This window comes from Streptomyces sp. ADI95-17, assembly GCF_003846175.1.
Classification (GTDB): Bacteria; Actinomycetota; Actinomycetes; order Streptomycetales; family Streptomycetaceae; genus Streptomyces; species Streptomyces sanglieri.
Window position 1 is genome coordinate 1,019,468 of record NZ_ML123046.1, and the last position, 24,976, is coordinate 1,044,443.

The 24,976-nt window shown below is 72.7% G+C and carries 21 protein-coding genes; 13 read left to right on the plus strand and 8 right to left on the minus strand.

Annotated features, from left to right (window positions below; all coding sequences use genetic code 11):
* Nucleotides 1–121: 121 nt before the first annotated feature.
* The gene (locus tag EES42_RS18320) at nt 122–1,330 is read right to left on the minus strand and encodes a serine/threonine-protein kinase (protein ID WP_241196443.1); all 1,209 of its coding nucleotides are present in this window, start codon (nt 1,328–1,330) and stop codon (nt 122–124) included.
* A gap of 243 nt (nt 1,331–1,573) precedes the next feature.
* Nucleotides 1,574–2,059 carry an Lrp/AsnC family transcriptional regulator gene (locus EES42_RS18325; protein WP_124719255.1) on the minus strand — a complete coding sequence of 162 codons (486 nt, stop codon included), beginning with the start codon at nt 2,057–2,059 and terminating at the stop codon, nt 1,574–1,576.
* 229 nt (nt 2,060–2,288) lie between these two features.
* Here EES42_RS18325 and EES42_RS18330 point away from each other — a divergent pair, with 229 nt between their 5' ends.
* The 7 genes from EES42_RS18330 (at nt 2,289) to EES42_RS18360 (ending at nt 10,914) form a co-directional block, all read left to right on the plus strand.
* Nucleotides 2,289–3,266, plus strand: coding sequence for an alpha/beta hydrolase (locus EES42_RS18330; protein WP_124719256.1), 978 nt, complete (start codon nt 2,289–2,291; stop codon nt 3,264–3,266).
* The gene (locus tag EES42_RS18335) at nt 3,259–4,488 is read left to right on the plus strand and encodes an acyltransferase family protein (RefSeq protein WP_124719257.1); all 1,230 of its coding nucleotides are present in this window, start codon (nt 3,259–3,261) and stop codon (nt 4,486–4,488) included. The genes EES42_RS18330 and EES42_RS18335 overlap by 8 nt, the downstream gene beginning before the upstream one ends.
* Before the next feature lie 25 nt (nt 4,489–4,513).
* The gene (locus EES42_RS18340) at nt 4,514–5,848 is read left to right on the plus strand and encodes a sensor histidine kinase (RefSeq protein ID WP_124719258.1); all 1,335 of its coding nucleotides are present in this window, start codon (nt 4,514–4,516) and stop codon (nt 5,846–5,848) included.
* Entirely contained in the window at nt 5,845–6,516 is a 672-nt protein-coding gene (locus EES42_RS18345) for a response regulator (RefSeq protein WP_124719259.1), read from the plus strand. The genes EES42_RS18340 and EES42_RS18345 overlap by 4 nt, the downstream gene beginning before the upstream one ends.
* Before the next feature lie 274 nt (nt 6,517–6,790).
* Nucleotides 6,791–7,945, plus strand: a complete 1,155-nt coding sequence (locus tag EES42_RS18350; RefSeq protein ID WP_124719260.1) for a glycosyltransferase family 4 protein — start codon at nt 6,791–6,793, stop codon at nt 7,943–7,945.
* Nucleotides 7,946–8,183: 238 nt separating this feature from the next.
* Nucleotides 8,184–9,689, plus strand: coding sequence for an FUSC family protein (locus tag EES42_RS18355; protein WP_124719261.1), 1,506 nt, complete (start codon nt 8,184–8,186; stop codon nt 9,687–9,689).
* Between the two features lie 139 nt (nt 9,690–9,828).
* Complete coding sequence (locus EES42_RS18360) at nt 9,829–10,914, plus strand: lactonase family protein (protein ID WP_124719262.1); 1,086 nt, start codon at nt 9,829–9,831, stop codon at nt 10,912–10,914.
* 82 nt (nt 10,915–10,996) lie between these two features.
* Here the strand turns inward: EES42_RS18360 and EES42_RS18365 are convergent, their stop codons facing one another.
* Complete coding sequence (locus EES42_RS18365) at nt 10,997–11,920, minus strand: sirohydrochlorin chelatase (protein WP_124719263.1); 924 nt, start codon at nt 11,918–11,920, stop codon at nt 10,997–10,999.
* Between the two features lie 119 nt (nt 11,921–12,039).
* Nucleotides 12,040–13,116, minus strand: coding sequence for an N-acetylglucosamine kinase (locus EES42_RS18370; protein WP_124719264.1), 1,077 nt, complete (start codon nt 13,114–13,116; stop codon nt 12,040–12,042).
* Nucleotides 13,117–13,253: 137 nt separating this feature from the next.
* Here EES42_RS18370 and EES42_RS18375 point away from each other — a divergent pair, with 137 nt between their 5' ends.
* Nucleotides 13,254–13,931 carry a uracil-DNA glycosylase gene (locus EES42_RS18375; protein WP_124719265.1) on the plus strand — a complete coding sequence of 226 codons (678 nt, stop codon included), beginning with the start codon at nt 13,254–13,256 and terminating at the stop codon, nt 13,929–13,931.
* Between the two features lie 108 nt (nt 13,932–14,039).
* On the opposite strand, the gene EES42_RS18380 is transcribed toward EES42_RS18375, so the two are convergent.
* Both EES42_RS18380 and EES42_RS18385 read right to left on the minus strand, forming a co-directional pair.
* On the minus strand, nt 14,040–16,616 hold the full coding sequence (locus tag EES42_RS18380) for an alpha/beta hydrolase family protein (RefSeq protein ID WP_241196444.1): 2,577 nt from the start codon (nt 16,614–16,616) through the stop codon (nt 14,040–14,042).
* Nucleotides 16,617–17,072: 456 nt separating this feature from the next.
* Complete coding sequence (locus EES42_RS18385) at nt 17,073–18,161, minus strand: WD40/YVTN/BNR-like repeat-containing protein (RefSeq protein WP_124719267.1); 1,089 nt, start codon at nt 18,159–18,161, stop codon at nt 17,073–17,075.
* 217 nt (nt 18,162–18,378) lie between these two features.
* Here EES42_RS18385 and EES42_RS18390 point away from each other — a divergent pair, with 217 nt between their 5' ends.
* The gene (locus EES42_RS18390; RefSeq protein ID WP_124719268.1) at nt 18,379–19,095 is read left to right on the plus strand and encodes a cupin domain-containing protein; all 717 of its coding nucleotides are present in this window, start codon (nt 18,379–18,381) and stop codon (nt 19,093–19,095) included.
* On the opposite strand, the gene EES42_RS18395 is transcribed toward EES42_RS18390, so the two are convergent.
* The gene (locus EES42_RS18395; RefSeq protein ID WP_124719269.1) at nt 19,083–19,619 is read right to left on the minus strand and encodes a GNAT family N-acetyltransferase; all 537 of its coding nucleotides are present in this window, start codon (nt 19,617–19,619) and stop codon (nt 19,083–19,085) included. The genes EES42_RS18390 and EES42_RS18395 overlap by 13 nt on opposite strands.
* Nucleotides 19,620–19,789: 170 nt before the next feature.
* Here EES42_RS18395 and EES42_RS18400 point away from each other — a divergent pair, with 170 nt between their 5' ends.
* Both EES42_RS18400 and EES42_RS18405 read left to right on the plus strand, forming a co-directional pair.
* Nucleotides 19,790–20,179 (plus strand): hypothetical protein, encoded by a 390-nt coding sequence (locus EES42_RS18400; RefSeq protein ID WP_124719270.1) that lies wholly within the window; start codon nt 19,790–19,792, stop codon nt 20,177–20,179.
* Between the two features lie 71 nt (nt 20,180–20,250).
* Nucleotides 20,251–21,348: an NADH:flavin oxidoreductase/NADH oxidase gene (locus tag EES42_RS18405; RefSeq protein ID WP_124719271.1), complete on the plus strand. Its 1,098-nt coding sequence runs from the start codon at nt 20,251–20,253 to the stop codon at nt 21,346–21,348.
* A gap of 46 nt (nt 21,349–21,394) precedes the next feature.
* Here the strand turns inward: EES42_RS18405 and EES42_RS18410 are convergent, their stop codons facing one another.
* Nucleotides 21,395–21,808, minus strand: coding sequence for a hypothetical protein (locus tag EES42_RS18410; RefSeq protein WP_241196445.1), 414 nt, complete (start codon nt 21,806–21,808; stop codon nt 21,395–21,397).
* A 321-nt stretch (nt 21,809–22,129) separates the two neighbouring features.
* Between EES42_RS18410 and EES42_RS18415 the strand changes: the two genes are divergently transcribed.
* Nucleotides 22,130–23,215 (plus strand): ABC transporter substrate-binding protein, encoded by a 1,086-nt coding sequence (locus tag EES42_RS18415; RefSeq protein ID WP_124719272.1) that lies wholly within the window; start codon nt 22,130–22,132, stop codon nt 23,213–23,215.
* A gap of 173 nt (nt 23,216–23,388) precedes the next feature.
* The gene (locus EES42_RS18420) at nt 23,389–24,966 is read left to right on the plus strand and encodes a sugar ABC transporter ATP-binding protein (RefSeq protein ID WP_241196465.1); all 1,578 of its coding nucleotides are present in this window, start codon (nt 23,389–23,391) and stop codon (nt 24,964–24,966) included.
* Nucleotides 24,967–24,976 lie beyond the last annotated feature (10 nt).

A 24,976-nucleotide genomic window follows, 5' to 3' on the forward strand; every position in this document is an offset into this window, starting at 1 on the left:
TGACGGGTGCTTGACGCGAGGTCGCGGTGCGGGGGCGGGCCGGCGACCGGCTGTTCCGGGCGGGCCCGAACGGCCGGGAGGCCAGGCCGAGGAGAGCCCGCGTCAGCCCGGCCCTGCGGAGTCAGTCCTCCTCGTCCTCCTCCTGGTCCCCGGCCGGCGGCAGCGGTGCGGAGGAGCCGGACTGTTCGGGCCCGGTGGTCGCGGTCGAGCCGGTGTCCGGGGTGTCGGCCGAGCCGGAGTCGGGGGAGAACAGGGCCATCCCCAGATACACGGCCGCGATGAAGGCGACCGTACCGGCGACGGCGCTCGCCACCCTGGGCCTGCGCCGGATCGCCTCCCGGGCGCCGGTGCGCCGCCGGACGGGCGCGGTCCGCTCCGCCGGGCGACGTCTGCGGCCGCCGGACTGCGGCAGCCGGTACGTCGCCGGGCCCTGGCCCTGCTCGGCGGAGCCGTGCGCGGGGGAGGGTGCCGCGGTGCGGGGAAGGCCCGGGCCGGCCGGGGCGGGGATGTGCGGAACGCCCGGTGCCGCAGGGGGAGGGGCGGGCGCGTACATCGGCAGCGGCTCCGGCTGTCCCCGCCAGGCATCGCTCTGGAACCACTCGGCGACCTGCTGGGCGCTCGGCCGGTCCTCGGGCTGCTTCGCGAGCAGCCCCAGCAGATAGGAGTCGAAGGCCGGAGACAGGTCGACGCCCCGCTGGCGGAGCGGCACCGGTGCCGTGTCGACATGTTGATAGAGCGTGGCGGTCGCCGTGTCCGAACGGAACGGCGGGTCGCCCAGCAGGAGTTGGTAGATCACGCAGCCGAGGGAGTACATGTCGGACGCCGCACCGGCCGTACGGCCGAGCGCGCGCTCCGGGGCGAGATAGAGGCTGGTGCCGACGATCTGTCCCGTGGTGGTCAGCGCGGCGGAGGGGTCGTCGACGAACTGGGCGATGCCGAAGTCGCCGATCTTGACCGACCCTTCGGCGTCCAGCATCAGGTTCCCGGGCTTGATGTCCCGGTGCACGATGCCCTGACGGTGGGCGGCGGCCAGCCCCGCGGCCGCCTGACCGGCGATCCGGGCGACCTGGCCGGCGCCCAGCCGCTCCTCGGCGGAGAGCAGATCGCCCAGGCTCCTGCCCTCGACGAGCTCCATCACGAGGTAGAAGCGGTCCTCCCAGGCCCCGAAGTCGAACACCGCCACCAGATGCGGGTGGCTCAGCCGGGCCGCGGTCTGCGCCTCCAGCCGGAACCGGGCGGTGGCCGACTCGTCCGCGCGGTCGCCGAGCAGCAACTTCACGGCGACCGCTCTGCCGAGGACTTCGTCCGAGGCACGCCACACCTCACCCATGCCGCCACGGCCGATGGGGGAAACCAACCGGTACCGACCAGCTACCAGCACTGTGCACCAATCTCGAATTGTGGGCCGCTTCTGCTGCCACGGCGGCGACCCGACGGGGTCGGGGCGAGGTGGGGGGCGCGCGGCAAGATCAGGATATCGGGCCGCCGGACCTCGCCGACCCGTGGAGCGCTTCCGTCCGCTCCGGGCGGCCGAACGGCCGGGTGTCCGGCGCCCGGAGCGGCCTTGCGCCGGTCAGTTCCGGCCGCCGGCCGCCGTACGGCCGACCGATTCGACCAGCGGCAGCAGCCGGTGCGGCACCCGTTCCCGCAGCGCCACCTCGGTACGCGTCCTGACCACCCCGGGCAACTGGATCAGCCGCTGGATCACATCCTCCAGGTGCCCGTTGTCCCGGGCCACCACCCGCGCCAGCAGATCCCCGCCGCCGGTCGTCGAGAACGCCTCGACGATCTCCGGCACCCCGGCGAGCGCCTCGCCCACCTCGTCGAGATGCCCCTGGGTGACTTCGAGATGGACGAAGGCCAGCACCGGGTGACCCAGGGCGGCGGGGGACAGGACCGGCCCGGTGCCGGTGATCACACCGTCCCGCTCCAGCCGGTCGAGCCGGGCCTGGAGGGTGCCCCGGGCGATGGCGAGGACGCGCGCGTACTCGCGGACGCTGGTACGCGGCTGCTCGATGAGCAACCGGAGGATACGGGTGTCGAGGGCGTCCACCGCCATGATCCACCGGCCTCCTTCTGGTACGACGATCAGGGCTGCGACTGTACCAACGGCACAGCGAGGGCCCGCCACCGAGAGCTGCTCCCCGCCCCGGCCCGCGTGTCATACCTGTAGTCCCTGAGAGCTACGGAACAGGTTCACACCCCGGTTGGACGCCGACTACGGAGCGCTGTTCATAGCTTCTGTACCTGAGCGACACAGCCACCAGGTACGGGAGGAACAACCCGCCATGCCGTCCCATCCGCGCAGATCCCGGCTGCGCCGCGGCCTGCTCGCCGCACTGGTGGCCGCCTCGGTGGCCGTCCCCGTCTCGGGCGCGGCGACCCCGGCGGCCGTACCGGCACCCGCCCCGGCCGCCCACGGGCCGCTGCGCACCGCGGCGCCCGAGGCCCTGGCCGAGCGGTACGCCGCGACGCGGGCCGACATCGGCGCGGCCGAGCGGGCGGCGGCCCGCCACGGCGACCGCAAGCGGGCCGCCGCGCTGCACGAACTGGCCGGCCCCGGCCGCCGCTTCCTCACCTTCGACGGCCGGGACGGCGGCCGCTCCGTCGAGGTCGTCGGCGATCTGTCCCACGCGGAACGCATCGCCGTGCTGGTCCCCGGAGCCGGCATCGACATCGACCACTACTGGCGGCTGCGCAACGGTGCCCGTGCCCTGCACAAGGAGCTCGGCGGGCGCTCGGCCGTGGTCGCCTGGCTCGGATACCGCACGCCGACCACGGTGAGTCCCACCTCGATCACCTCGGCCCGCGCCATCGAGGCCGCCCCCGAACTGGCCCGATTCAGCAGGGAGCTGACACGTCTGAGGCCCGCCGCCCGGACCACCCTGCTCTGCCACTCCTACGGTTCCGTCGTCTGCGCGCGGGCCGCGCACGGACTGCGCGTCTCCGGCATCGTCCTGTACGGCAGCCCGGGCACCGGCTACCGGAACGCCGCCGCCCTGCACACCCCCGCCACCGTCTGGGCGGGCCGCGCCGGCGGCGACTGGATCGCCGGCGTACCTCACATCGAACTCCGGCTGCCCTTCGCCGACATCGGGTTCGGCACGGACCCGGTCTCGCCCGGGTTCGGCGCCGAACCCTTCGCGGCGGGCTCCGGCGGGCACAGCGACTACCTGAAGACCGGTTCCGAACCGCTGAGGAACATCGCCCGGATCGTGGCGGGGACGGCCGGATCCGCAGAGCCCACGGGAGAGCGACATGCGTGACTTCGTCCGGCGGATCGAATCCGCCACCCCCGCCGACCGCGACCGGGCCGTCGACGCACTGCGCGGCATCGCCATCCTCGGCGTCGTCCTCGGCCACTGGCTGGTCACCGCGCTCGTCGTCGACAGCGGCACCGTGCACGGGGCGAGCCCGCTCCGGTACCTGCCCGGACTCACACCGGCCTCCTGGCTGTTCCAGACCCTCGCGGTCTTCTTCCTGGTCGGCGGACTCGTCGGCGCGAAGAGCCACGCCTGCGCCCGCTCCAGGGGCGAGAGTTACGGCCGGTGGCTCCGCGCCCGGATGAGCCGGCTGCTGCGCCCGCTGGCCGTGGTGCCGGTCGTCTGGACCGTGGCGGCCTGCGCGATGCTCGCCTCCGGCGTGGACCAGGACACCGTGCGGGCACTGTGCAAGCTGGTGTGGTCCCCGCTCTGGTTCCTCGTGGTCTTCGCGGCGCTGACGGCGGCGACCCCGCTTGTGGCGAAGCTCCATCCGCTGTGGCCGTTCGCCGTCGTACTGGTCGTCGACCTCTACCGGTTCGGCCTGGACGCGCCCGGCAGCTTCGCCGCGGTCAACGTAGCGGCCGGCTGGCTGGTGCCGTACTGCCTGGGCGCCGCCTGGTCCCGGGGCGAACTGTCCGGCCGCCGGACCGGCTGGACACTGCTGCTCGGCGGCGCGGCGGCCACCGCCGCACTCGTCCTGTGGGCCGGATACCCCGCGACCATGGTCGGTGTCCCCGGCGTGGCCGTCTCCAATCTCGACCCGCCGACCCTCGCCGTGGTCACCTTCGGCCTGGCGCAGTGCGGGGCGGCACTGCTGCTGATGGGCCCGCTGCGCCGGGCGCTGCGACGCCCCGCGCTCTGGGCGGTGGTAGCGACATTGAACCTCTCGGCAATGACGGTGTTCCTGTGGCACCAGACGGCGATGATCGCGGTCACCGCGACCGGCCTGTGGGTGGGCGGGACGCTGCCGGGTCTGCACACCGTGCCCGACCGACCCGGCTGGGTGCTGGCCCGGCTGGCCTGGCTGCCGGCGTTCGCCGCGGCGCTGCTGATCTGCCGGCTGGCGTTTCGCGGTTACGAACGGCAGCGGCCGGCGCGGACGAAGAGCCTGGTCGTCCGCGAGGGACGCCCAGTCCGACCGGTGGCGGCGCGGCGTGCCCAGGGCCCGTCCTGGAGCCTCCTGCCCGGAGGGGCCAGGCATGATCCGAACGAAAGGCCCGAATAAGGTGCGAGCTGTGAATCCGGGGGACATGACGAAGCGTACGGCGCGGGCTCTGCGGGCATGGCCCGGCATCCTGCGCAAGGACCTCCTGACACTGGCGGCCGATCCGAACGGGCAGGCGGGGCAGCCGCGCTGGCTGGAATGGCGGCCGGTGATCATGGTGCCGCTGGTGATGCTCGCGGTGGGGGTGCTCATCGCCGGCACCAACCAGTACGCCTTCGGTTTCGGGATGGGCATCCAGCTCGGCATCCTGTTCGCGGGGATCCAGTCGGTGGCGTGCGTCGTCGCTCTGTACCGGCCGGTGCCGGCCTGGTGGGCGTCGATGATCGGCACGGTGATGGTCACCCCGTTCGCCGCGAACGCCGGTCTGGGGGAGCCGTTCCCGTGGAGCGGGGCGTACCCCTGGAGCGGGGTCGGGATCGCGATGCAGGCCGGGGTGCTGTTCCTGCTCGCGCTGCGGGTGCGTCCCCGGATCGCCGTCGAGACCCTGACGATCACCTTGCTGCTGGGGCTCGCCTGCGGGGCGAGCACGCCGTGGCGCAGCGCCCACGACATCCGCCTCGCGATCGCCGCCCTCGTTCTCACCGTGGTGGTGGCGGGCGCCCTGCGCGGCCTCGTGGTGGTCCGTACGAAGCTGGTCGTGCAGGAGGAGCTCACCGCCGAGGAGCGTTCCAGGCGCACCCTGCTGGAGGAACGCAACCGCATCGCACGCGAGTTGCACGATGTGGTCGCCCACCACATGTCGGTCATCTCCATCCAGGCGCAGGTCGTTCCGCACCTGGTCGAGAACCCGTCCGACGAGCTGCGGGAGAACGCCGAGGGCATCCGCCGCAACGCGGTCGACGCGCTCACCGAACTGCGCCGGGTGCTCGGCGTACTGCGCTCCGAGGACCCCTTGCCGCAGGCCGCGCGGCACGCCCCGCAGCCCACGCTGGACCGGGTGGACGAACTGGTCGGCAACGCGCGTGGCGCCGGTGTCGAGGTCACCGCCGAGACCACCGGGGAGCCGCGTCCGCTGTCGCCGGGCGTCGAGCTGTCGGCGTTCCGCATCGTGCAGGAGGCGCTCAGCAACGCGATGCGGCACGCACCGGGGGCCCGGGTGCGGGTGGAGATCCGCCACCGGGTCTCCGGGGTCACGGTACGGGTCACCAACACCGCGCCGGACCGCCCCGCCCCGCCCACCACGGGCGCCGGCCACGGCCTGCTCGGCATGCGTGAGCGCGCCGCGATGCTGGGCGGCGAACTCGTCACCGGGCCGACTCCCGACGGCGGCTACGAGGTCACTGCGATACTGCCCGCACCGCCCACCGCGGAGCCCGCCGGTTCCGCCGCTCCCGCCGACCCAGCCGAGGACTCCCGATGACGGCCATCCGCGTACTGATCGCCGACGACCAGATGATGGTCCGGCAGGGCTTCACGGTGCTGCTGAACGCCGAGCCCGGTATCGAGGTCGTCGGCCAGGCGGTGGACGGTGCCGACGCCGTGGAGAAGGTGGCCGAACTCGCCCCGGACGTCGTCCTGATGGACATCCGCATGCCCCGGCTCGGTGGCATCGAGGCCACACGCGTCATCACCGGGGCCGACGGCGCCACGGTGAAGGTCCTCGTCCTGACCACCTTCGATCTCGACGAGTACGTCTACGAGGCGCTGCGCGCGGGCGCGTCCGGATTCCTCCTGAAGGACGCCTCCGCCGCCGAACTCGCCCACGCGGTAAGGGTGGTGGCGGAGGGCGAGGCGCTTCTCGCCCCCAACATCACCAAGCGGCTGATCGCCGAGTTCGCCCGGGTGAGCGCCGGTCCACGAGCGCCGCTCAAGGACCGTACCGGCGAGCTGACGGAACGTGAGACCGAGGTCCTGGCCCTGATCGCACAGGGCCTGTCCAACACCGAGATCGCCGCGCGTCTCGTGGTCGCCGAACAGACCGTGAAGTCCCATGTGGGCCGGATCCTGGCCAAGCTGGGTCTGCGCGACCGGACCCAGGCCGCGGTCCACGCCTTCGAAACGGGCCTGGTGCGCCCGTCCGGTTACTGAGCCGGCCGGCGCGACACAACCGCCACAACGCGACTCGCGCAACACGACCCGCGCAACGCAACGCAGCGCACACCCACGGCGTCCGTGCACGCCGTTCGCTCCGGCATGCCCGAATGACGGCAGGAGCGCCACAACCCAGGGGCGTACGACCCGGGACCACCGAGCGGCCGTGGGCCGCCCGGCGGGTCGTCGTGCCCCGCGACCCACGGCGACGAGCTGTTCGCCGTACACGGTCCGACCGATTCCGTCCACGACCGAAGGAACCGAAAAGTCCATGGGCTCCACCCTCGTCATCACCAATGACTTCCCGCCGCGTCAGGGCGGCATCGAGACCTTCGTGCACGCGATGGCCACCCGGGTGCCGGACGACGACGTGGTCGTCTACACCTCGCACGAGCCGGGCGACACCGCCTACGACGCGAGCCTGCCGTTCCCCGTCGTACGGGATGCCGCCCGCACACTGCTGCCCACCGGCCGGGTCACCCGCAGGGCCGTCGAGATCGCCGGGGCCCACGGCTGCGACCGGGTCTGGTTCGGCGCCGCCGCTCCGCTGGCACTGATGGCACCGGCCCTGCGGCGCAGCGGCGTACGGCGCATCGTGGCGACCACCCACGGCCACGAGATCTGGTGGGCCAGGACCCCCGGTGCGCGCGGGCTGATGCGCCGGATAGGCAATGGCGTCGACGTGGTCACGTATCTGGGCCAGTACACCCGCGCCCGGATCGAGCCCGCGCTCGGCCCGCGTGCCCGCATGAGCCGGCTGGTTCCCGGGGTCGACGCCGAGGTGTACCGGCCCCGCGCCGACGCCGGACCCGACCCGCTCACCGAACTCGCCCTGCACGGCAAGCGCGTCATCCTCTGCGTGGCCAGGCTCGTCCCCCGCAAGGGCCAGGACACACTCATCCGGGCCCTGCCGCTGATCCGGAGCCAGGTGCCCGACGCCGAGCTGGTGGTGGTCGGCCGGGGGCCCGACGAGGCCCGGCTGCGCAAACTGGCGGCGCGGCACGGCCAGGGAGCGGTCCACTTCGCGGGCGGCGTCTCGCACACCGACACCCCGCCCTACTACGCCGCGGCGGACGTCTTCGCGATGCCGTGCCGCACCCGGCGGGCCGGTCTGGAGGCGGAAGGGCTCGGGATCGTGTTCCTGGAGGCGGCGGCGAGCGGTCTGCCGGTGGTCGTCGGTGACTCGGGCGGCGCCCCGGACACCGTCCTCGACGGCAGGACCGGCCGGGTCGTGGACGGCACCGATCCCGCGGCCGTCGCCGAGGTGCTGACCGGGATACTTCTGGACCCCGACCGCGCGGCGATGGGCGCCGCGGGCCGTGAATGGGTCCGGGAGTCCTGGTCCTGGGACGCGTCGGCCCGCCGTCTGACAGACCTTCTGACCCCTGCCGAGGAGGCCACGCCGGTGCGGCCGGGCGAGGAGTAGCGATCCGTGCGGGGGCGGTGCGGTCACCTGCGGGGGTTCCGGCAGGCCGCCGGTCCGTTGGCTTACTGATGGCGCACCGCCCCCGGAAATGAATGTGCCAATGGCCCAGTGGAGCCTGCCCGGCTTGAGCCAAGGGCCGCAGGGATGCTGTGATGTACCCGTCGATGGCGCTGCGGATCTCCGCGGCGCCTTTTTCATGCCGGTGTGCAGGGCCGGCGCACGGAAGCGGGAGCGTTTGGTGCTGAAGAGGATGTTCGTCGCCCCGGACCCGGGCCGGCTGAGGCTGCGCAGCAGCGTCCGGGCCGTCCTCGGCATCGGACTCGCCGTCGCGGTGTGCGGCCTGGCCGGCCACTCCCTCGTCGCGGCCGTCACCGGCGGCCTCGCCGCGCTGCTGGCCCTGTTCACGGTGCTGGACACCACGGTGCGGGGGCAGGCGGTCACCACCGCCCTGCTGCCCGTCGCCGGTTTCCCCGTGCTCGCCCTCGCCGCGGCTCTGCACGACCACCCGGTGGCCCGGGACGTGGCGTTCCTCGCGGTCATCGGCGCGGGTGTGTACGCCCGGCGATGGGGGCCGCGCGGCCACTCGCTCGGTGTGTTCGCCTTCATGGCCTTCTTCACCACGCAGTTCCTCCACACGCTGCCCGGTCAGCTGCCCGAGCTGTACTCCGCGGTCGCCCTCTCGCTGCTCGTCTCGTCGGCCGTCCGCTTCGGGCTGTGGTGCTACGAACGACGGCAGCCCGCCGCCGTCGTGATCGCCCCGGTGACCGGCACCGGGCTGGGCCGGGCGACCACCCGACAGGCGGTCCAGGCGACCGCGGGCGCGGCCTTCGCGCTGATGGCGGGTCTCGTCCTGTCCGAAGAGCGCTGGTACTGGGCGGTGGGCGCCACATGGTGGGTCTTCGTGAACACCGCCTCGCGGGGCGAGACACTGGTCCGCGGCTTCCGCCGGATCCTGGGCACACTGGTCGGCGTACCCATCGGTCTGGCCGCCGTCGTCCCGCTGCACGGAGCGCCCGTGCCCACCGCGTTCGTCGTCGCGGCCGGAGTCTTCGGGATCTTCTACACCGCCGCGGTCTCCTACACCTGGATGGTCTTCTCGGTGACGGTGATGGCCGGGGCGCTGTACGGGCTCCTCGGCGTACTGGACCCCGCCCTGCTCGTGCTGCGACTGACGGAGACCGGTGTGGGCGCGCTCGGCGCGATGCTCGCGGTGCTGCTCGTGCTGCCGATCACCACGCACGCCACCACCGACGCCTGGATACAGCGGGCCCTGCGCTGTGTGCACGCCTGCACCGCGGAGGCCGCCGCACGGCTCTCGGGGTCCCCGACCGCCGATCCCGCACCCCGGATCGCCGAACTGGAGGCGCTGCTCGGCCGGGTACGGATGTCCCTGGCCCCGCTGGTCCACCCGCTCAGCCCGCTGCGCGCCCGCAAGGCCCGCGCCGGGCAGGTGCTCGCCCTGCTGGACGCATGCGCACGCGAGGTGCGCGGACTGGCCTCCGTCGCGGCGGACCCGGAGGCGTCCCACGACGCCCGCCTCGCCGCCGCCTGCTGGCGGGTCGAGGCGTCCGTGGAGGCGCTGACCACCCCCGATCCGCAACTCCGGGCGGGCGTTCCGGGCATCCCGCCGCACGCGGCCGCGGCCGGGCCCGCGCTCGCCCATCTGCACGGCCTGGAGCGGGCGCTCGCCGACCTCGCCGCACCACTGCACAGCGACCCGCGGGCACCGCTGATCGGTGTGTGAAGCGTCCCCGGACGTGTTCCCCCGAGTGGCCCCGGCAGCCGAGGCACTGGTCTGGACCTCATGGCCGACTGCTACCGTCGCCCCGGAAGATCACGACGGCACGGGCCGTCGTGATCGGTCGGCTGAGAGGGGCATTGCGGTGACGGACAGTGCGACGGGCGGCGACGACGGCGCGGTACGGGCATTCATCGGCTCGTTCACCTCGGCGGGCGGACGGGGAATCACCGTCGCCGCCGTGGACCGGGAGACCGGGGCGCTGACTGTCCTCGGCACCACGGACACGGTTCCCGACCCTTCATTTCTCGCCCTGGGCCACGGTCCGGGGCCGGGTGGCGGCGCGCTCTACGCGGTCAGCGAGACCGAGCCCGGTGCGGCAGCCGCCCTGGACGTCACCGGCGACGTGCCGCAGCCGCTCGGCGGCATCCGGCCGGTGGACGGCGACGGCCCGACCCATCTCGCGCTCGCGGGCGGCCATCTGCTCACCGCCAACTACAACTCCGGCAGCGTGAGCGTCCTGCCCGTGCTCGCGGACGGTTCCCTCGGCCCGGTCGCCTCCGTGTCCCGGCACGAGGGCAGCGGCCCCGACGCCGACCGGCAGCGGGGCCCGCACGCCCACCAGGTGCTCCCGGACCCGTCGGGGAACTGGGTGCTCAGCGTGGACCTCGGGACCGACTCCGTACGGATCTGCGCGCTCGACACGACGACCGGGGCGCTGCGGCCGCACGGCGAGACGGCCCTGCGGCCGGGCACCGGCCCGCGCCACCTGGCCTTCCACCCCGCGGGGGGCCACGCCTACGTCCTGAACGAACTCGAACCGACCGTCACCACGTGCCGGTGGAACGCCGCCGCGGGCGTCCTGGAGCCGGTGGGGGAGACCGCCGTGCTGCCGGCGCCGCCGGCGGAGGGCGACGAGCCGGCGACGTACCCCTCCGAGGTGGTCGTCTCGCACGACGGCCGGTTCCTCTGGACCGCCAACCGGGGGCACGACACCATCTCGGTCCTGGCGCTCGACGCGACCGGCGAGCAGGCGACCCTGGTCACGACCGTGGACTGCGGCGGGCACTGGCCCCGCGACCTCGCGCTCGACCCGGCGGGCCGCCGGCTGTACGCGGCCAACGAGCGGTCCGGCGACGTCAGCTGGTTCGACATCGACCCGGAGACGGGCATCCCGCGCCGCGCGGGCTCGCTGGCCGCCCCCGCCGTGTCCTGCGTGATCTTCGGCTGATTCCGCGCCGTGCACAGCACGATCGCCGTACGGGCCCGGAGAACCGGGCCCGTACGGCGAATCGTGGCGCGTCGCGCCGGGGTCAGTGCGCCTGGGCGCCCTGCGGCGCGACGGGCGTGATGCCGAGCGTCGTCATGTACATCGACAGCACGAGCTTGCCGATCGCCGGGTAGGCGCCGAGCGGCTCGGCCGTCGCGCAACCGGCCTCCTTCGCGGCGGCGTCCAGCAGCCCCTCGGCCACCTCCGGGCCCACCAGGTACGGGGCCACCGCGAGCTGCACCGAGCCGGAGCCGGTGAGCTGCTCGGCGATCGACGCGACGGAACCCTCGACGTCGAGCGCCGCGGCCATCACCGGAACCGCGAGCCGGGCGGCCAGCAGCATGCCGGTGATCCCGGCGGCCTGCACGGCCTCGTCGCCGCCCACCGTGGCCAGCACGATGCCGTCGGCGGCCGTGGCCACCGTGAAGAGCCTGGCGCGGTCGGCGCGGGCCAGACCGGCCTCGGAGAGCCGCACGTGCAGCGCCTCGGCGAGCAGCGGGTGCGGGCCGAGCACATCGGTCAGCTCGACCTGCGTACCGCTGTCCATCACGGCCTGTCGTATCCGCCGGATCAGGGCGCTGTCCGGCCCCGCGAGCAGCGGCACGACGACAGCGGACGGCCCCTCGGGCTCGGCGACCTCACGGCCCGCGGCCTGCGCCTGCTCGTAGCGCGCGACGCGCTCGGCGGCGCAGTAGGTCAGTACGGCGGAGAGCGTCGGGTACTCGGCATCGTCGCCGTCGAGGTAGCCGATCCGGGCGTTGAGGCCGGGCAGCTCGGAACGGGCGATGCTGATCACCTCTTCGGCCAGACTGCGCGTGGCCGAGGAGGGGGTACCGGGAACGGCGAGAACGAGCGCGGCAGCGCCCTCGGGTGCGACCACGGGCTCCGGGCGGCGGTGCCGTCCGGACTGGCGAGGTCGCGGCATTCGTACAGGCAGGCCGGAAGCGGGCCCAGTGGGGGTGCTCATGGCGCCGCATGCTACTGGTTTTGGGTGCGGCCCTGTTCGGGGAGGGCCCGGACAGGCGTTATCTGTCCGCTTTTATCCGATGAGCGGCTTACTGGTTGACTGTCCCGCTCTGTCACCACCTACTCGGGCTTGTGCCCAGGCCCTTCACCAGGCACCCACAGCAGCGTCGGGTGGCGGGGCAGCCGCAGATCCCCGGTCGCCAGCGCTTGCGCGATGGACAGCGCACCGGTCAATGGATCACCCGAACCGGGGACCGCACGTGCCTGCGGAAGCTGCCGGGCCAACTCCTCGCGCAGGGGTACGAGCAGCGGATCGCCCATCCGGAACAGGCCGCCCGTCAGCGCCACTTCGCACGGCTCACCGTCGGCCCCCGCCGCCGGGCACACCGCCGCGGCGGCCTCCGCGACATGTGCCGCGGCCTCGCGCAGAATGCCCGCGGCGACCGGATCGTGCCCGGCGCACGCGGCGACCTCGGGCGCGAACGAGGCCAGCACGGCAGGCCGGTCGGTACGCGGATAGAGCAGTCCGGGCAGCTCCGGCGCCGGTCCGAACACCGCCTCCAGCCTCGACAGCAGAGCCGCGGAGCCGCCGCGGCGACCGTCATGGGCGCGCATGGCCGCATCGAGCCCGGCCCGGCCGATCCATGCCCCGCCGCCGCTGTCGCCCAGCAGATGCCCCCAGCCGTCGGCCCGCCGCCAGCTCGTCAGGTCCGTACCCAGCGCGATCATGCCCGTGCCGGCCGCGACGACCGCCCCCGGACGCTGACCGACCGCCCCCGCGTACGCGGTGACCGCGTCGGCGGCCAGCGCCAGTCGCCGCACCCCGAGCGCGTCCTCCAGGGCCGACGGCAGCTCCGCGCGCAGCCGGCCGCCGAGCGTCGCCATACCGGCCGCGCCGATCGCCACGGCCTCGATTCCGGCGCCGTTCTCGCCGCCGCACCGCTCCAGCAGCCCGCGGGCGGCGGGCAGCAGTTGTTCCAGCAGATGGCCCGCGTCGATTCCGCCCGCTCCGGTACGCACCGGAGCGGCGCAGGCCACCGTCTCCAAGGGGATGGCCAGGCCGACGGCGCCCAGTGCCACGCGCAGCCCCGAACCGCCCGAGTCCACGCCGAGCACGTACGGCCCCGACGCGGCAGGCGCCCCGCCCGGACGCGCACCGGCGCCGGTGCTTTCCGGCGATCGCCGCGGTGAACTCATGGGCCGACTCCAGGGAGGAAGACGAATGACGGCGGCAGCCTATCCCCCGTACCGCGAGAACGAGCCGGGGGATGGGGAGTTCGGCGGCTCGGACCGGGTACGGGCCGGGACCGTTTACGCCGGTAGAGTGACGTTCTGTGGCACCACGACCGTTGAATGAAGTAGTCGAGCCCGGCTGGGCCGAGGCACTCGCACCCGTTGCCGGACGCATCGCCGAGATGGGCGATTTCCTGCGCGCGGAGGTGGCGGCAGGACGCACCTATCTGCCGGCCGGAGCGAATGTTCTGCGCGCGTTCCAGCAGCCCTTCGACGACGTACGCGTCCTGATCGTCGGTCAGGACCCCTACCCGACACCCGGAATGGCGATGGGGCTGAGCTTCTCCGTGGCCCCCGAGGTTCCCCAGGTGCCCGGCAGCCTGGAGAACATCTTCCGGGAACTCCACACGGACCTGGGGCTTCCGCGCCCGTCGAACGGCGACCTGACGCCCTGGACGCGGCAGGGCGTACTGCTGCTGAACAGGGCTCTCACCACGGCGCCCCGCAAACCGGGCGCGCACCGCGGCAAGGGCTGGGAAGAGGTGACCGAACAGGCCATCCGGGCCCTGGCCGCACGCGGCAAGCCACTGGTGTCCGTGCTGTGGGGGCGTGACGCCCGCAACCTGCGGCCGTTCCTCGACAACTACCCGGCGATCGAGTCCGCGCACCCCTCGCCCATGTCGGCGGACCGCGGCTTCTTCGGCTCGCGCCCGTTCAGCCGCACCAATGAACTCCTGCTGCGCCAGGGGGCCCAGCCGGTCGACTGGCAGCTTCCCTGACAGGCATGACGCGGACCGGGCGCTCGCTTCGCCGGCCCCCGCGGTGGCACCGGCCCCTTCACGGAGTCGGTGCCACATCCCACTAGGTCATGCGCCGGGCGTCCCGGTTCACGGTGCGTCGCGCACCGTGCCGGTGAACACCGGCCCCTCCTGCGGCTCCCAGGAATCGTCGTAGGTCATCAGCTGCATCCGCAGCGATTCCTCGGGCTCCTTCAGCCCGTCGCGGACCGTGGGCACGGCCACCTCGGTACTCAGCTTCCCGGCGGGCACGAAGGCAGGCAGGAACGACGGCTCGGACACCTTGGACAGCGGCCGGGCCGGGTCGGGCGACTCGTCGAACGTTTCCTTCAGCCATGTTCCGTCGACGTCCAGGGTGGACAGCTCCGGCCCCGCGCCGACCGGCTGGATCTCGAAACCGGCGGAGTCGATGTCGACATCGGCGACCGCGGAGAGCGAAATCCTCCAGCGCAGGCTCTGCCCCTCGGTGACCCGGTCCGCGACCGGCTTCACCTCGACCGTGGGCATCGGATCGTCGTTCTGTACGGTCAGACCGCCCAGGTGGGAGCCGACGACCGCGCCGCGGACCGCCTTGACGAACACACTGTGCGTGATGTCGTAGCCGAAGCGGGTGTTGCCCCGCACCTCGACCGGCACATCGATGTCATGGCTGCCCGGACGCACCGTCACCGTCCGGTAGACGGGCTCGGCCTCGCCCGGATCGGAGACGAACAGCCGGACCCGACCGCTGCCGTGCCCGGAGACCCGCACCGGAACGCGGTAGGTCCGGACCCCCGAATCGCCTTCCGAGACCTTCAGGTGGCCGATGTCCACGCGCGGCAGCGAGGCCGCCCGGACCGCGGGTGTTCCGGGCCGCCAGCCCCAGGCGTCGACCAGCCAGGCCTGCCCCGAACCGCTTCGCGGGGTCAGCTCCAGGCTCTTCACGTGCTTCAGGTCCACCTTGCTCCGCACGGAGGCGGAGAGCGGTACGCGGATCTCGCGCCCCCAGTAGGAGGCGGTCCGGTCGCTGCCCGGCAGGCCGTCGATCCGGGCGCCGCCCAGCGTCGCCCGCCGGCCCGAGGTGTCGGTGAGAGCGATGTCCAGCCGGGTGCCGGTGGTGTTGGGCGGCACGATCACCCGGAGCGCCAGCGAATCGGCACCCGCCACGGAGACCGCACGTGCGGGACGGATCCTGACCGCTCCGCCCGGCTTCGACCAGCGCATCGCGACCGCGTGACGGCCGGGCTCCCGCGGGGTCTCCCACATGGCGAAGTGCGGGGAGACTGCGTCCCCCTCGGGCGGCAGACAGGCGCGGCCCGGGTCGGTGTCCACCTGCGCGCACACCCGGCCGCCCGTCACGGCCGTCGAGGTGTCCGGCAGGAACGCGGGCGTGCGCTTCCCGCCGACCGCGTGGGTCAGCACCCGGGCCGGACCGGCCGAGGGCGCGCGCCGGTCCGAACCGTCCAGCAGCGGGCGTACGCGGTCGTCACCCGCGACGAACAGCCGGGCCGCGGCGGCGATGTACGTGGCCCCGGCCCGCTGCTGCGAAGTGGCGGTGAGGCGGGCCTTCTTGCCCGGCGAACACACCGGGTCCGGGGTGTCGTCGTCCCAGAAGTCGTCGTCGGCGGGCGCCTCCGCCTGCCCCGGCGTCCATTCGCTGTTGAAGAAGTTGTGGTTGGCGCCGACCATGTAGACCGCGCTGTGCAGTGCGGCGCCACGGCTGACGCCTCGGGTGCCGTCGACGTAGATCTGGCCCTGGAGGTCGGACACATCGCCGTCGCAGCCCGGCAGGACGGTCATGGACGGTACGTCGGGAACCGGGTTCTGACCGAAGACGGTCGGGCCGATCAGGACGGTGCCGCGAATGTGCCAGCGCACCGGGCCCCGGTAGCCGTCCTGGTCCGCGGGCGGCCGGGAGAGGCTGTCGAGCGCGGCCCGGTTGACGCCCTCGCCGCCCCGGGAGTGGCCGACGAGCAGCACCCTGGACATGTCGGCGGGCGGTGCGGCACGCACGGCCGCGGGCGCAGCGGACCGGTGGGTGGCCCAGTCCGCCCAGCGGGCCAGGTGCAGCCGCACCAGGGACGAGCGCGCCTGGGCGCCGCCGTCGTCGGCGGCATCGTCCTGCCCGTTGATCCCGTTGGCCGAGATGGACACCGTGACATACCCCTGGGAGGCCAGGAGCTTCTGGTCACGCAGATAGCCGCGATGGCTCGGCACCGGCCGGGTGCCCGCCTCGCAGGGCCAGGACATGCCCTGATCGCCCTTGGCGTTGAAACACGTGTAGTGACGGCCGTGCAGGAACAGCGCGAGCGGCCGCCGCCCCGGTGCGCCGGCCGGCGACACCACCGCGGCGCGCATCTCCACCGGGGCGCTGAACCCGGGCAGCCGCACCGACTTCAGGGTGTACTCGCCGCTGACGGTCCGGTACTTGCCCGGTACGCCGGGATCGACCGGGTTCGCGGGCAGGGGAGCCGTCGGCTTCGCGGCCTCGGCGGCGCGCCGGGCGTCCGGGGCCCGTCGGGCTCCGGACTCGTCGAGACGCCGTCCGCCCGCCAGCGCCTTGAGGCCGGTCACGGGTCCGAGGCGTACGCCGTCGAGCTTCATCCGGAACGTACGCCGGTCCTGCGCGGCGACCGGCCGGCCCAGGAGCCGCTCCCCGGTGTAGAACTCGACTCGGGCATCACCCATGGGCACCGGGTCGGGCGAGGTCCAGACGAGTTCCCGCCCGGCTCCCGTTCCGGTGATCCGCCAGTCCGCAGGGAGCCGGCCGTCCGGCTCGCCCCGCGATATGGAGGATATGAATTCGGCGGATCGCTGCGGGTGTGCCGGTTGCGGCGACGCGCGCGCCAGTTCCGGCCATCCCATGGTCAGGGTGAGTACCGCCAGTGCGGCGGTAACCGTGCGCGAGACACGGATCAAGGTGGTCCTCCTGGTCATCGGCCTTCTCGAACTCCCCAGAGATCCCTGGGGCCCCCGCTCCCGGAGGACGGAGAGCGAAGCCCGGGGGTTGCCTCAGAACGCGTCATATGGCGCGGAACTGCTGCTTCGGTGAATCGAGTTGGACCGATGACCGGCAAGAACCGGTCAGCCCGCGGCACAGGGCCGGCCGGGGCGCGGACGACCGGGCGCGCCCGTTGCCGGAGGTCAGCCGTCGATCACCGCCGCCCGCACGCACAGGACGTCCGGCAGATGCGAGGCGAGCTGCTGCCAGCTGTCCCCGTCGTCCGCGCTCGCGTACAGCTCGCCGTTGCGGTTGCCGAAATAGACCCCGGCCGGGTCGGCATCGTCCGTACAGAGCGCGTCGCGCAGCACCGTGCCGTAGTGCGTCTCCTCGGGCAGGCCCGTCGACAGCGGCTCCCAGGTGCGGCCCGCGTCGCCGGTACGGAACACCCGGCAGCGATGTTCGGCGGGCACCCGGTCGGCATCGGCGTTGATCGGGAAGATGTACGCCGTGTCCGCGCGGTGCGGGTGCGCTGCCGCGGCGAAACCGAAGTCCGACGGCAGGCCCCGGCCGATGTCGGTCCAGCTGTCCCCGGAGTCGTCGCTGCGGAACACTCCCCAGTGGTTCTGGAGATAGAGCCGGTCGGGATCGACCGCGTCCCTCGCCACCTTGTGGACGCACTGGCCGAACTCCGGATCCGGGTCGGGGAGGAAGACCGCGGACACGCCCTTGTTCGACGGGGCCCAGCTCGCGCCGCCGTCCTTGGTGCGGAACACTCCGGCCGTGGAGACCGCGACGGTCACGGCACGGGCGTCCCTCGGGTCCGTCAGGACGGTGTGCAGCCCCTCACCGCCTCCGCCGGGCACCCATTTCGAACGCGTCGGATGCTCCCACAGCGGGCGGACCAGCTCGAACGACTCCCCGCGGTCCTCGGATCGGAACAGCGCGGCGGGCTCGGTCCCCGCGTACACGACGTCGGGTGCCTCGGGGCCCGCCGGGTGCAGCTGCCAGACCCGCTCCAGCGACGCCTCGGTGAATGGGGGGAACTTCACCGCCGGTTGTCGTGGCTCGACCCAGGTGCTGCCCAGATCGTCCGAGTGGAAGACCGAGGGGCCCCAGTGCGCGCTGTCGCCGCCGGCCAGGAGCCGTGGGACCCGCCCGCGGGTGTCGATGGCGATCGAATAGACCGCCTGGGCATTGAAATGCGGGCCGTCGAACTCCCACGTGCCGCCGCGCCTGCGGCCGATGAAGAGTCCCTTGCGGGTGCCCACGGTGAGCAGTACGTCGGTCATGGCCGAACCTCCCGAAACGCCGTTGTGTCGGATATCGGCCAGTCTGCACCCGACCACTGACAGTGGCTCGCAGGGCAGCCCCTGACACCCGGGCACTGTTGCATTCGAGGCCGGTGCGGGTACGGTTCAGCAGGCGTGGAAAGCGCTTGCCGAGCTGTATGGGAATTCCGCGCGAACCCCCGATGCCGCCTCAGCGCGGAGAGACCGAGGAGCAGCTGTGCCGACCTTCGAAGGGCTGCCCGGCGCCGTGGCCGTGTCCCACTTGCGGGTGTACGACTGGCCCGCCGCGGACGGCCTGCGCGGCGGGACGCCCCACCTCCACCTCACCTGCTCGGAGGGGTACGTGGTGGTCGGCGGCACGGGCTCGGTGCAGACCCTCACCGCCTCGGGATTCCGGCAGACGCCACTGGCGCCGGGCGCGCTGGTGTGGTTCACACCGGGCACCATCCACCGGCTCGTCAACGAGGACGGGCTGCGCATCGTCGTCCTCATGGAGAACAGCGGGCTGCCGGAGGCGGGCGACGCCGTGCTCACCCTGCCGCCGGACCGCCTGGCGGACCCCGAGGTCTACCGGGCGTCGGTCGCGCTGCCCACGGACGGCTCGGAATCGGATCAGGAGCGGGCCGCCCGCGCCCGCCGCGATCTCGCCATGGAGGGCTTCCTCGCCCTGCGCCGGGCCACCGAGGCGGGCGACCCCGAGCCGCTCGCCGCATTCCACCGGGCCGCCGCCGCGCTCGTACGCCCGAAAGCCGAGGACTGGCGCGGGCGCTGGGAGCGAGGGGCCGCCGCCGCCTCCGAGGTGACCGGTGCCCAGCTCGATGCCGTGGCGCGCGGTGACGGCGACCACCTGGCCGACGCCTGCGTGCACGCCGAACAGCCCTCCGCGTACGGAAAGTTCGGCATGTGCGGCCGCCTGGACGTCTACCGGGGCTGACCGGCCCCGTCGGCGCCGGACGCGGCGGAGCGGGTCAGGACCCGGGTCGTGCTCCCGTCGTCCTCCACCCTGTCCCGGACATGCCGGAAACCGATCCGGCCCAGCAGCGCCAGTGACGCGGCGTTGTCGGCGGCCACCGTGGCGTGCACCTCGGTGAGCCCGAGCATGTCGAGTCCGTACCCGGTCAGCGCCTGCGCGATCTCGGTGCCGAATCCCTGCCCCCACGCGGTGGCGGCCAGGGCGTAGACGATCTCGTGGCCGCCCACGTCCGTGGACGGCTTGATCTCCGCGTGGCCGACGAACCGGCCCTCGTGCCGGACCGCCCAGACATCGAACAGGCCCTGCGCGTAGACCTTGCTGAAGACCCGTCCGAACAGCGCGCGGTCCTCGGCCTCGCTCTGCGTCCCTTCTCCCATCCAGCGGGAGACCAGGGGGTCCTGGAAGAGCGCGACGAAGTCCTCCTCGTCGCCCGGCGTGTAGGGCGCCAGGTGCAGGCGTGCGGTGTGCAGGGCAGCGGTGGTCATGGCCGGTGACGGTACGCAGGCCCCCGGGCGGCCGCAACGCAATAGTCACAGGCCACGGGCCGGGGCGCCCGCGTTGTCGGTGGCGGCCCGTACCGTCGGAGCCATGGAGCCGGTGACGTCGCCGACCGGGCGGAGGAAACGGCCGGCCCGGCGAAAGGGAGCGTGGAGTGATGACGAGCGGGATCGAGGACGCCGAGGGGCGTGCGGCAACCCTGGCGGTAAACCCCGTCGGAGCGCGGGTCGGGATCAGTGCGGGAACGCCCTCGGGCGACCTGTCGCTGATCTGCACCCCCGCCCGCGCGCGGGAGCTGGCGGCGGCGCTCGCCCTCGCGGCGGACGAGGCAGACAGCGCGCGGACGGCGGAACCCGTCACCGTAAAGGCGAGCGAACTGCGCCGAGGGGACGTGCGGGACGGTGACCGGGCCATGACGGTGGACGACGTGAGGGTGGACGGCGCCACCGTCCATGTCACCTGGAAGTCGGGTGCCGGTCGCAGTTGGACCCAGGGCTATGACGCGGACGCCGACATCACGATCCGGGTTGTACGAGAGGTGTCGTAATTTGACGGGTGCCGTACTACGAGATGTATCGTACTAATGATCCTTCCGTACCCGTCGAAACGGAGTCCTCCGTGAGTGCCCTCTTCGAGCCCTACACCCTGCGGTCGCTCGTCATTCCCAACCGGGTCTGGATGGCGCCCATGTGCCAGTACTGCGCCGCACCGGACGGGCCGGAGCAGGGCGTGGCGACCGACTGGCACTTCGCCCATCTCGCGGCGCGCGCCATCGGGGGTACCGGGCTCATCCTCACCGAGGCGACGGCCGTCAGCCCCGAGGGCCGGATCAGCCCCGGCGACCTCGGCATCTGGAACGACACCCAGGTCGCCGCCCTCCGCCGGATCACGGCATTCATCAAGGGGCAGGGGGCCGTCGCCGGCATCCAGCTCGCCCACGCCGGGCGCAAGGCCTCCACGGCGGCCCCCTGGCTGGGCGGCGCCCCGGTCGGGCCGGAGGCGCACGGCTGGACGCCCGTCGCCCCCAGCCCGCTGCCGTTCGACGACGGCCACCCCGTGCCGCACGAGCTGACCGTGGACGGGATCCGGGACGTCGTCGACCGGTTCCGCGAGGCCGCGCGCCGCGCCGTCGACGCCGGGTTCCAGGTCGCCGAGGTGCACGGCGCCCACGGATACCTCATCGGACAGTTCCTCTCCCCGCACAGCAACCACCGCACCGACGAGTACGGCGGCAGCTTCGAGAACCGCACCCGCCTCGCCCTGGAGGTCGTCGACGCGGTACGCGAGGTCTGGCCGCAGGAACTGCCCGTCTTCTTCCGGATCTCCGCGACGGACTGGCTCACGGAGAACGACGAGGACGACCGCGAGGGCTGGACCGCCGACGAGACAGTACGGCTGGCCGCGCTGCTCCAGGCCCATGGGGTCGACCTGCTGGACGTCTCCAGCGGCGGGAACGCCCCGCGCGCCCGCATCGAGACCGGGCCGGGGTACCAGGTTCCCTTCGCCGAGCGGGTCAGGGCCGAGACCACGCTGCCGGTCGCGGCGGTTGGCCTGATCACCGAGCCGCAGCAGGCCGAGAAGATCATCACCGAGGGGCGGGCCGACGCCGTCCTCCTCGGGCGCGAACTGCTGCGCAGCCCGTCGTGGGCCCAGGCGGCGGCCCGCGAACTGGGCGGTGAACTCCGCACGCCCGAGCAGTACCACCGCGCGGTCTGAGAACCCGCACCGCCCCGGCCCGGTCGGCCCCGCACGGCGCGCGGCGTCACGGGGTCCCGGGCCGGGGCCGTCCGCCGCGAACGCGACCCCTCCCGTGGCGGGCGCGGAGCCGGGCGCGGACGAAGGGGCCCGTCGCGAGAGTGAAGAGGGTGAAGGCGGCGAGGCGCCACAGGCCCGGACGCTCGGACACGTCGACATGCTGGATGCCGTACGCCGCATACCAGTTGGCCGCCAGATCGGTCACCATCACCACGCACATGAGGTCCACACCGGCCCGCCGCCCGCGCAGCAGGAGCAGGGCCGCCGCCGAGGCGAGGAATGCGAGCGAGGACCAGTACAGGTTCAGCCAGTCGGGGGCCCAGCCGTAGGGGTGCAGACCGTCGCGGAGAAGGTCGGCGAGGTGTGAGGCGATACCCACGAGGACCAGGACCGCGGCGTACGGCATCGCTGGCGCGACCACCCACCGAGGTGTGTGTCCGGTCCATCCCTTCGTGCGTCCGGTCCATACCCTCATGCACCCGATCGTCGCAGGACGGGGATGTCGAGGCATCGGTGGGGTGGCCGGACCGGTGCCCTTCTCCCCTTCCCCGCAAGGGAGTTCGGCTTCTCGTGACGCGATCACGGCCCTGCGCAGAAACAACTCGACGACGTCTTGCCGCTCGTGTCGCACCGCCTATATAACGTTGTAAACCGAGCCGCCCGGCGGCTGATGCATCGTCAAGCCATGCCCCGACGGCCCGCCGACGAGCGTGTCGTCCTCCCGTCAAGGAGCCTCCCGCGCATGATGATCCAGCATCGATCCCGTACCCTCGCCGCGGCCTGTCTCCTCGCCGCCACCACCATGCTGGCCGCCTCCGGCTGCGCCAAGTCGGAGACCCCGGACAACGCGGGCGACGACAGCAGTCAGGCCGCACAGGCAGCCAAGTCCCCCGAGAGCAGCTCGGGTCCGGGCTGCTCGCTCCGGACGTACGGTGCGCCGAAGCTGGATCTGAAGAACGCGGTCGTCGGCTTCTCGCAGTCGGAGAAGGAAGCCAACCCGTTCCGTATCGCCGAGACCCGGTCCATCAAGGACGAGGCCGAGAAGATCGGCGTGAAGAAGCTGCTCACCACCAATGCGCAGTCCCAGCTCTCCAAGCAGATCAGCGACATCCAGGACATGCTGTCCCAGGGTGCCCAGTTCCTGATCGTCGCCCCGCTGAACTCCGACGGTCTGGAGCCCGCGTTCAGGGCGGCAGCGGCCAAGAAGGTCCCGGTGCTCACCATCGACCGCAAGGTCAACTCCACCGCCTGCAAGGACTATGTGGCCTTCCTCGGTTCCGACTTCGTGGAGCAGGGCAAGCGCGCGGCGGACGCGATGATCAAGGCGACCGGTGGCAAGGGCGAGGTCGCCATCCTCCTCGGCGCGTCCGGCAACAACGTCACCACCGACCGCACCAAGGGCTTTGTCGACCAGGTCGAGGCCCAGGCGCCCGGCCTGCGGATCGTCGCCCGGCAGACCGGTGAGTTCGCCCGCGACAAGGGCCAGCAGGTCATGGAGCAGCTGATCCAGTCCAAGCCCGACATCAGCGCCGTCTACGCGGAGAACGACGAGATGGGGCTCGGTGCCGTCACCGCTCTGAAGGCCGCGGGCAAGAAGCCCGGCAAGGACGTCAAGATCGTCTCCGTGGACGGCACCCGGAACGCCGTGCAGGCCCTGGTCAACGGGGAGTACAACGCCGTCATCGAGTCGAACCCGCGCTTCGGGCCGCTCGCCTTCGCGACCGCCCAGAAGTTCTACGGCGGCGAGGAGATCCCGGAGAACGTCATCATCTCCGACCGGGCGTACGACGAGTCCAACGCCAAGGCCTCGCTCGGCGGGGCGTACTGACCGTATTTCCGCCGCACCCCCGGAACAGCGGAAGGCCGAGACCACTCATGGCACCACCGGAAGCAGTCCCGCAGCAGGAGCAGGAGCAAAAGCAGGTGCCGGAGCAGGTTCGGCAGTCGGCGCCGGCCGCCGTCCTCGAAGCCCGCTCGGTGAGCAAGCGGTTCCCGGGCGTCATGGCCCTCGACGACGTGTCGTTCTCCCTGCGTGCCGGGGAGACCCATGCCCTGGTGGGGGAGAACGGCGCCGGGAAATCCACCTTGATCAAGGTCCTCACCGGTGTCCACCGGCCGGACGGGGGCGAGCTGCGGCTGGGTGGACAACCCGTACGGTTCGCCCGGCCGTTCGAGGCCCAGCAGGCCGGAATCTCCACGATCCACCAGGAGGTGAACCTCGTCCCGCTGATGAGCGTGGCGCGCAACATCTTCCTCGGCCGTGAGCCCAAGAACCGCATCGGACTCATCGACTTCGCCCGGATGCACGGCGAGGCCACCGAACTGCTCGACGGCTTCGGCATCCGCGTCGACCCCCGGAAGCCGCTGCACACACTCGGCATCGGCACCCAGCAGATGGTCGCCCTGGCCCGCGCCGTCTCGGTCGACGCCCAGGTCGTCATCATGGACGAACCCACTTCCTCGCTGGAGCCGCGCGAGGTCGAGACCCTCTTCCGGATCATCGGAAACCTGCGCTGCCAGGGCATCGCCGTCCTCTACGTGAGCCACCGCATGGACGAGCTCTACCGGATCTGCGACCGCGTCACCGTGCTCCGCGACGGCCGCCACATCCACACCGGCGACCTCGCCGGCCTCGGTCGCGTGCGGCTCGTCTCGATGATGCTCGGCCGCGACCTGTCCGAGGCCCGCCGCACCGGTCTCACCCGCTTCGACGGCGATGGACGCGGCGATGGACACGGCGATGGACGCGGCGATGGACACGGCGAGGAGCGCGACGAAGGAAACGACGTGGCAGGTACGCCGGAACGCACCCCGGCACTCACCGCGACACGACTCAACCGGCGCCACCAACTCCACGACATATCCCTGTCGTTGTACGGCGGCGAGGTCCTCGGCCTGGGCGGCCTCCTGGGGTCCGGCCGCAGCGAGACGGCGAAGGTCCTGGCCGGTGCGCTGAGCCTCGACTCCGGTGAACTCACCGTCGGTGGCCGGACGTTGCGCAGAATGGGCTCGGCCGGCGCCATCCGCGCCGGGATCAGTCTGCTGCCCGAGGACCGCAAGGCCGAAGGCATCGTGCCCGGCCTCTCCGTGCGCGAGAACATCGTGCTGGCCGCCATGCCCAGGCTCTCCCGCTTCGGTGTGGTCTCCCGCCGCAAGCAGGACCGCGTCGTCGACATCTTCATGCGACGGCTGCGGATCAAGGCGTCGAGCCCCGAACAACCGGTCGGCGAACTCTCCGGAGGCAATCAGCAGAAGGTCCTCCTCGCCCGCTGGCTCTGCCTGGAGCCCAAGGTGCTGCTGCTGGACGAGCCGACCCGGGGCATCGACGTCGGCGCCAAGGCCGAGGTCCAGAGCCTCATCGACGACCTCGCCCGCGAGGGCCTCGCCGTCCTGCTCATCTCCTCCGACATCGAGGAACTCATCGAGGGCGCCGACCGCGTCGTCGTCCTGCGCGGCGGCTCGGTGGCGGGCGAACTGGAGGGCGACGCGGTGACCGAGAGCCGGCTGCTCGAAGCGCTCGCCGACCACTCACCGGCCCCCACCGGAAAGGCCCCGGCCGGCCAGGAGGACCCCCGATGACCGCCCAGGA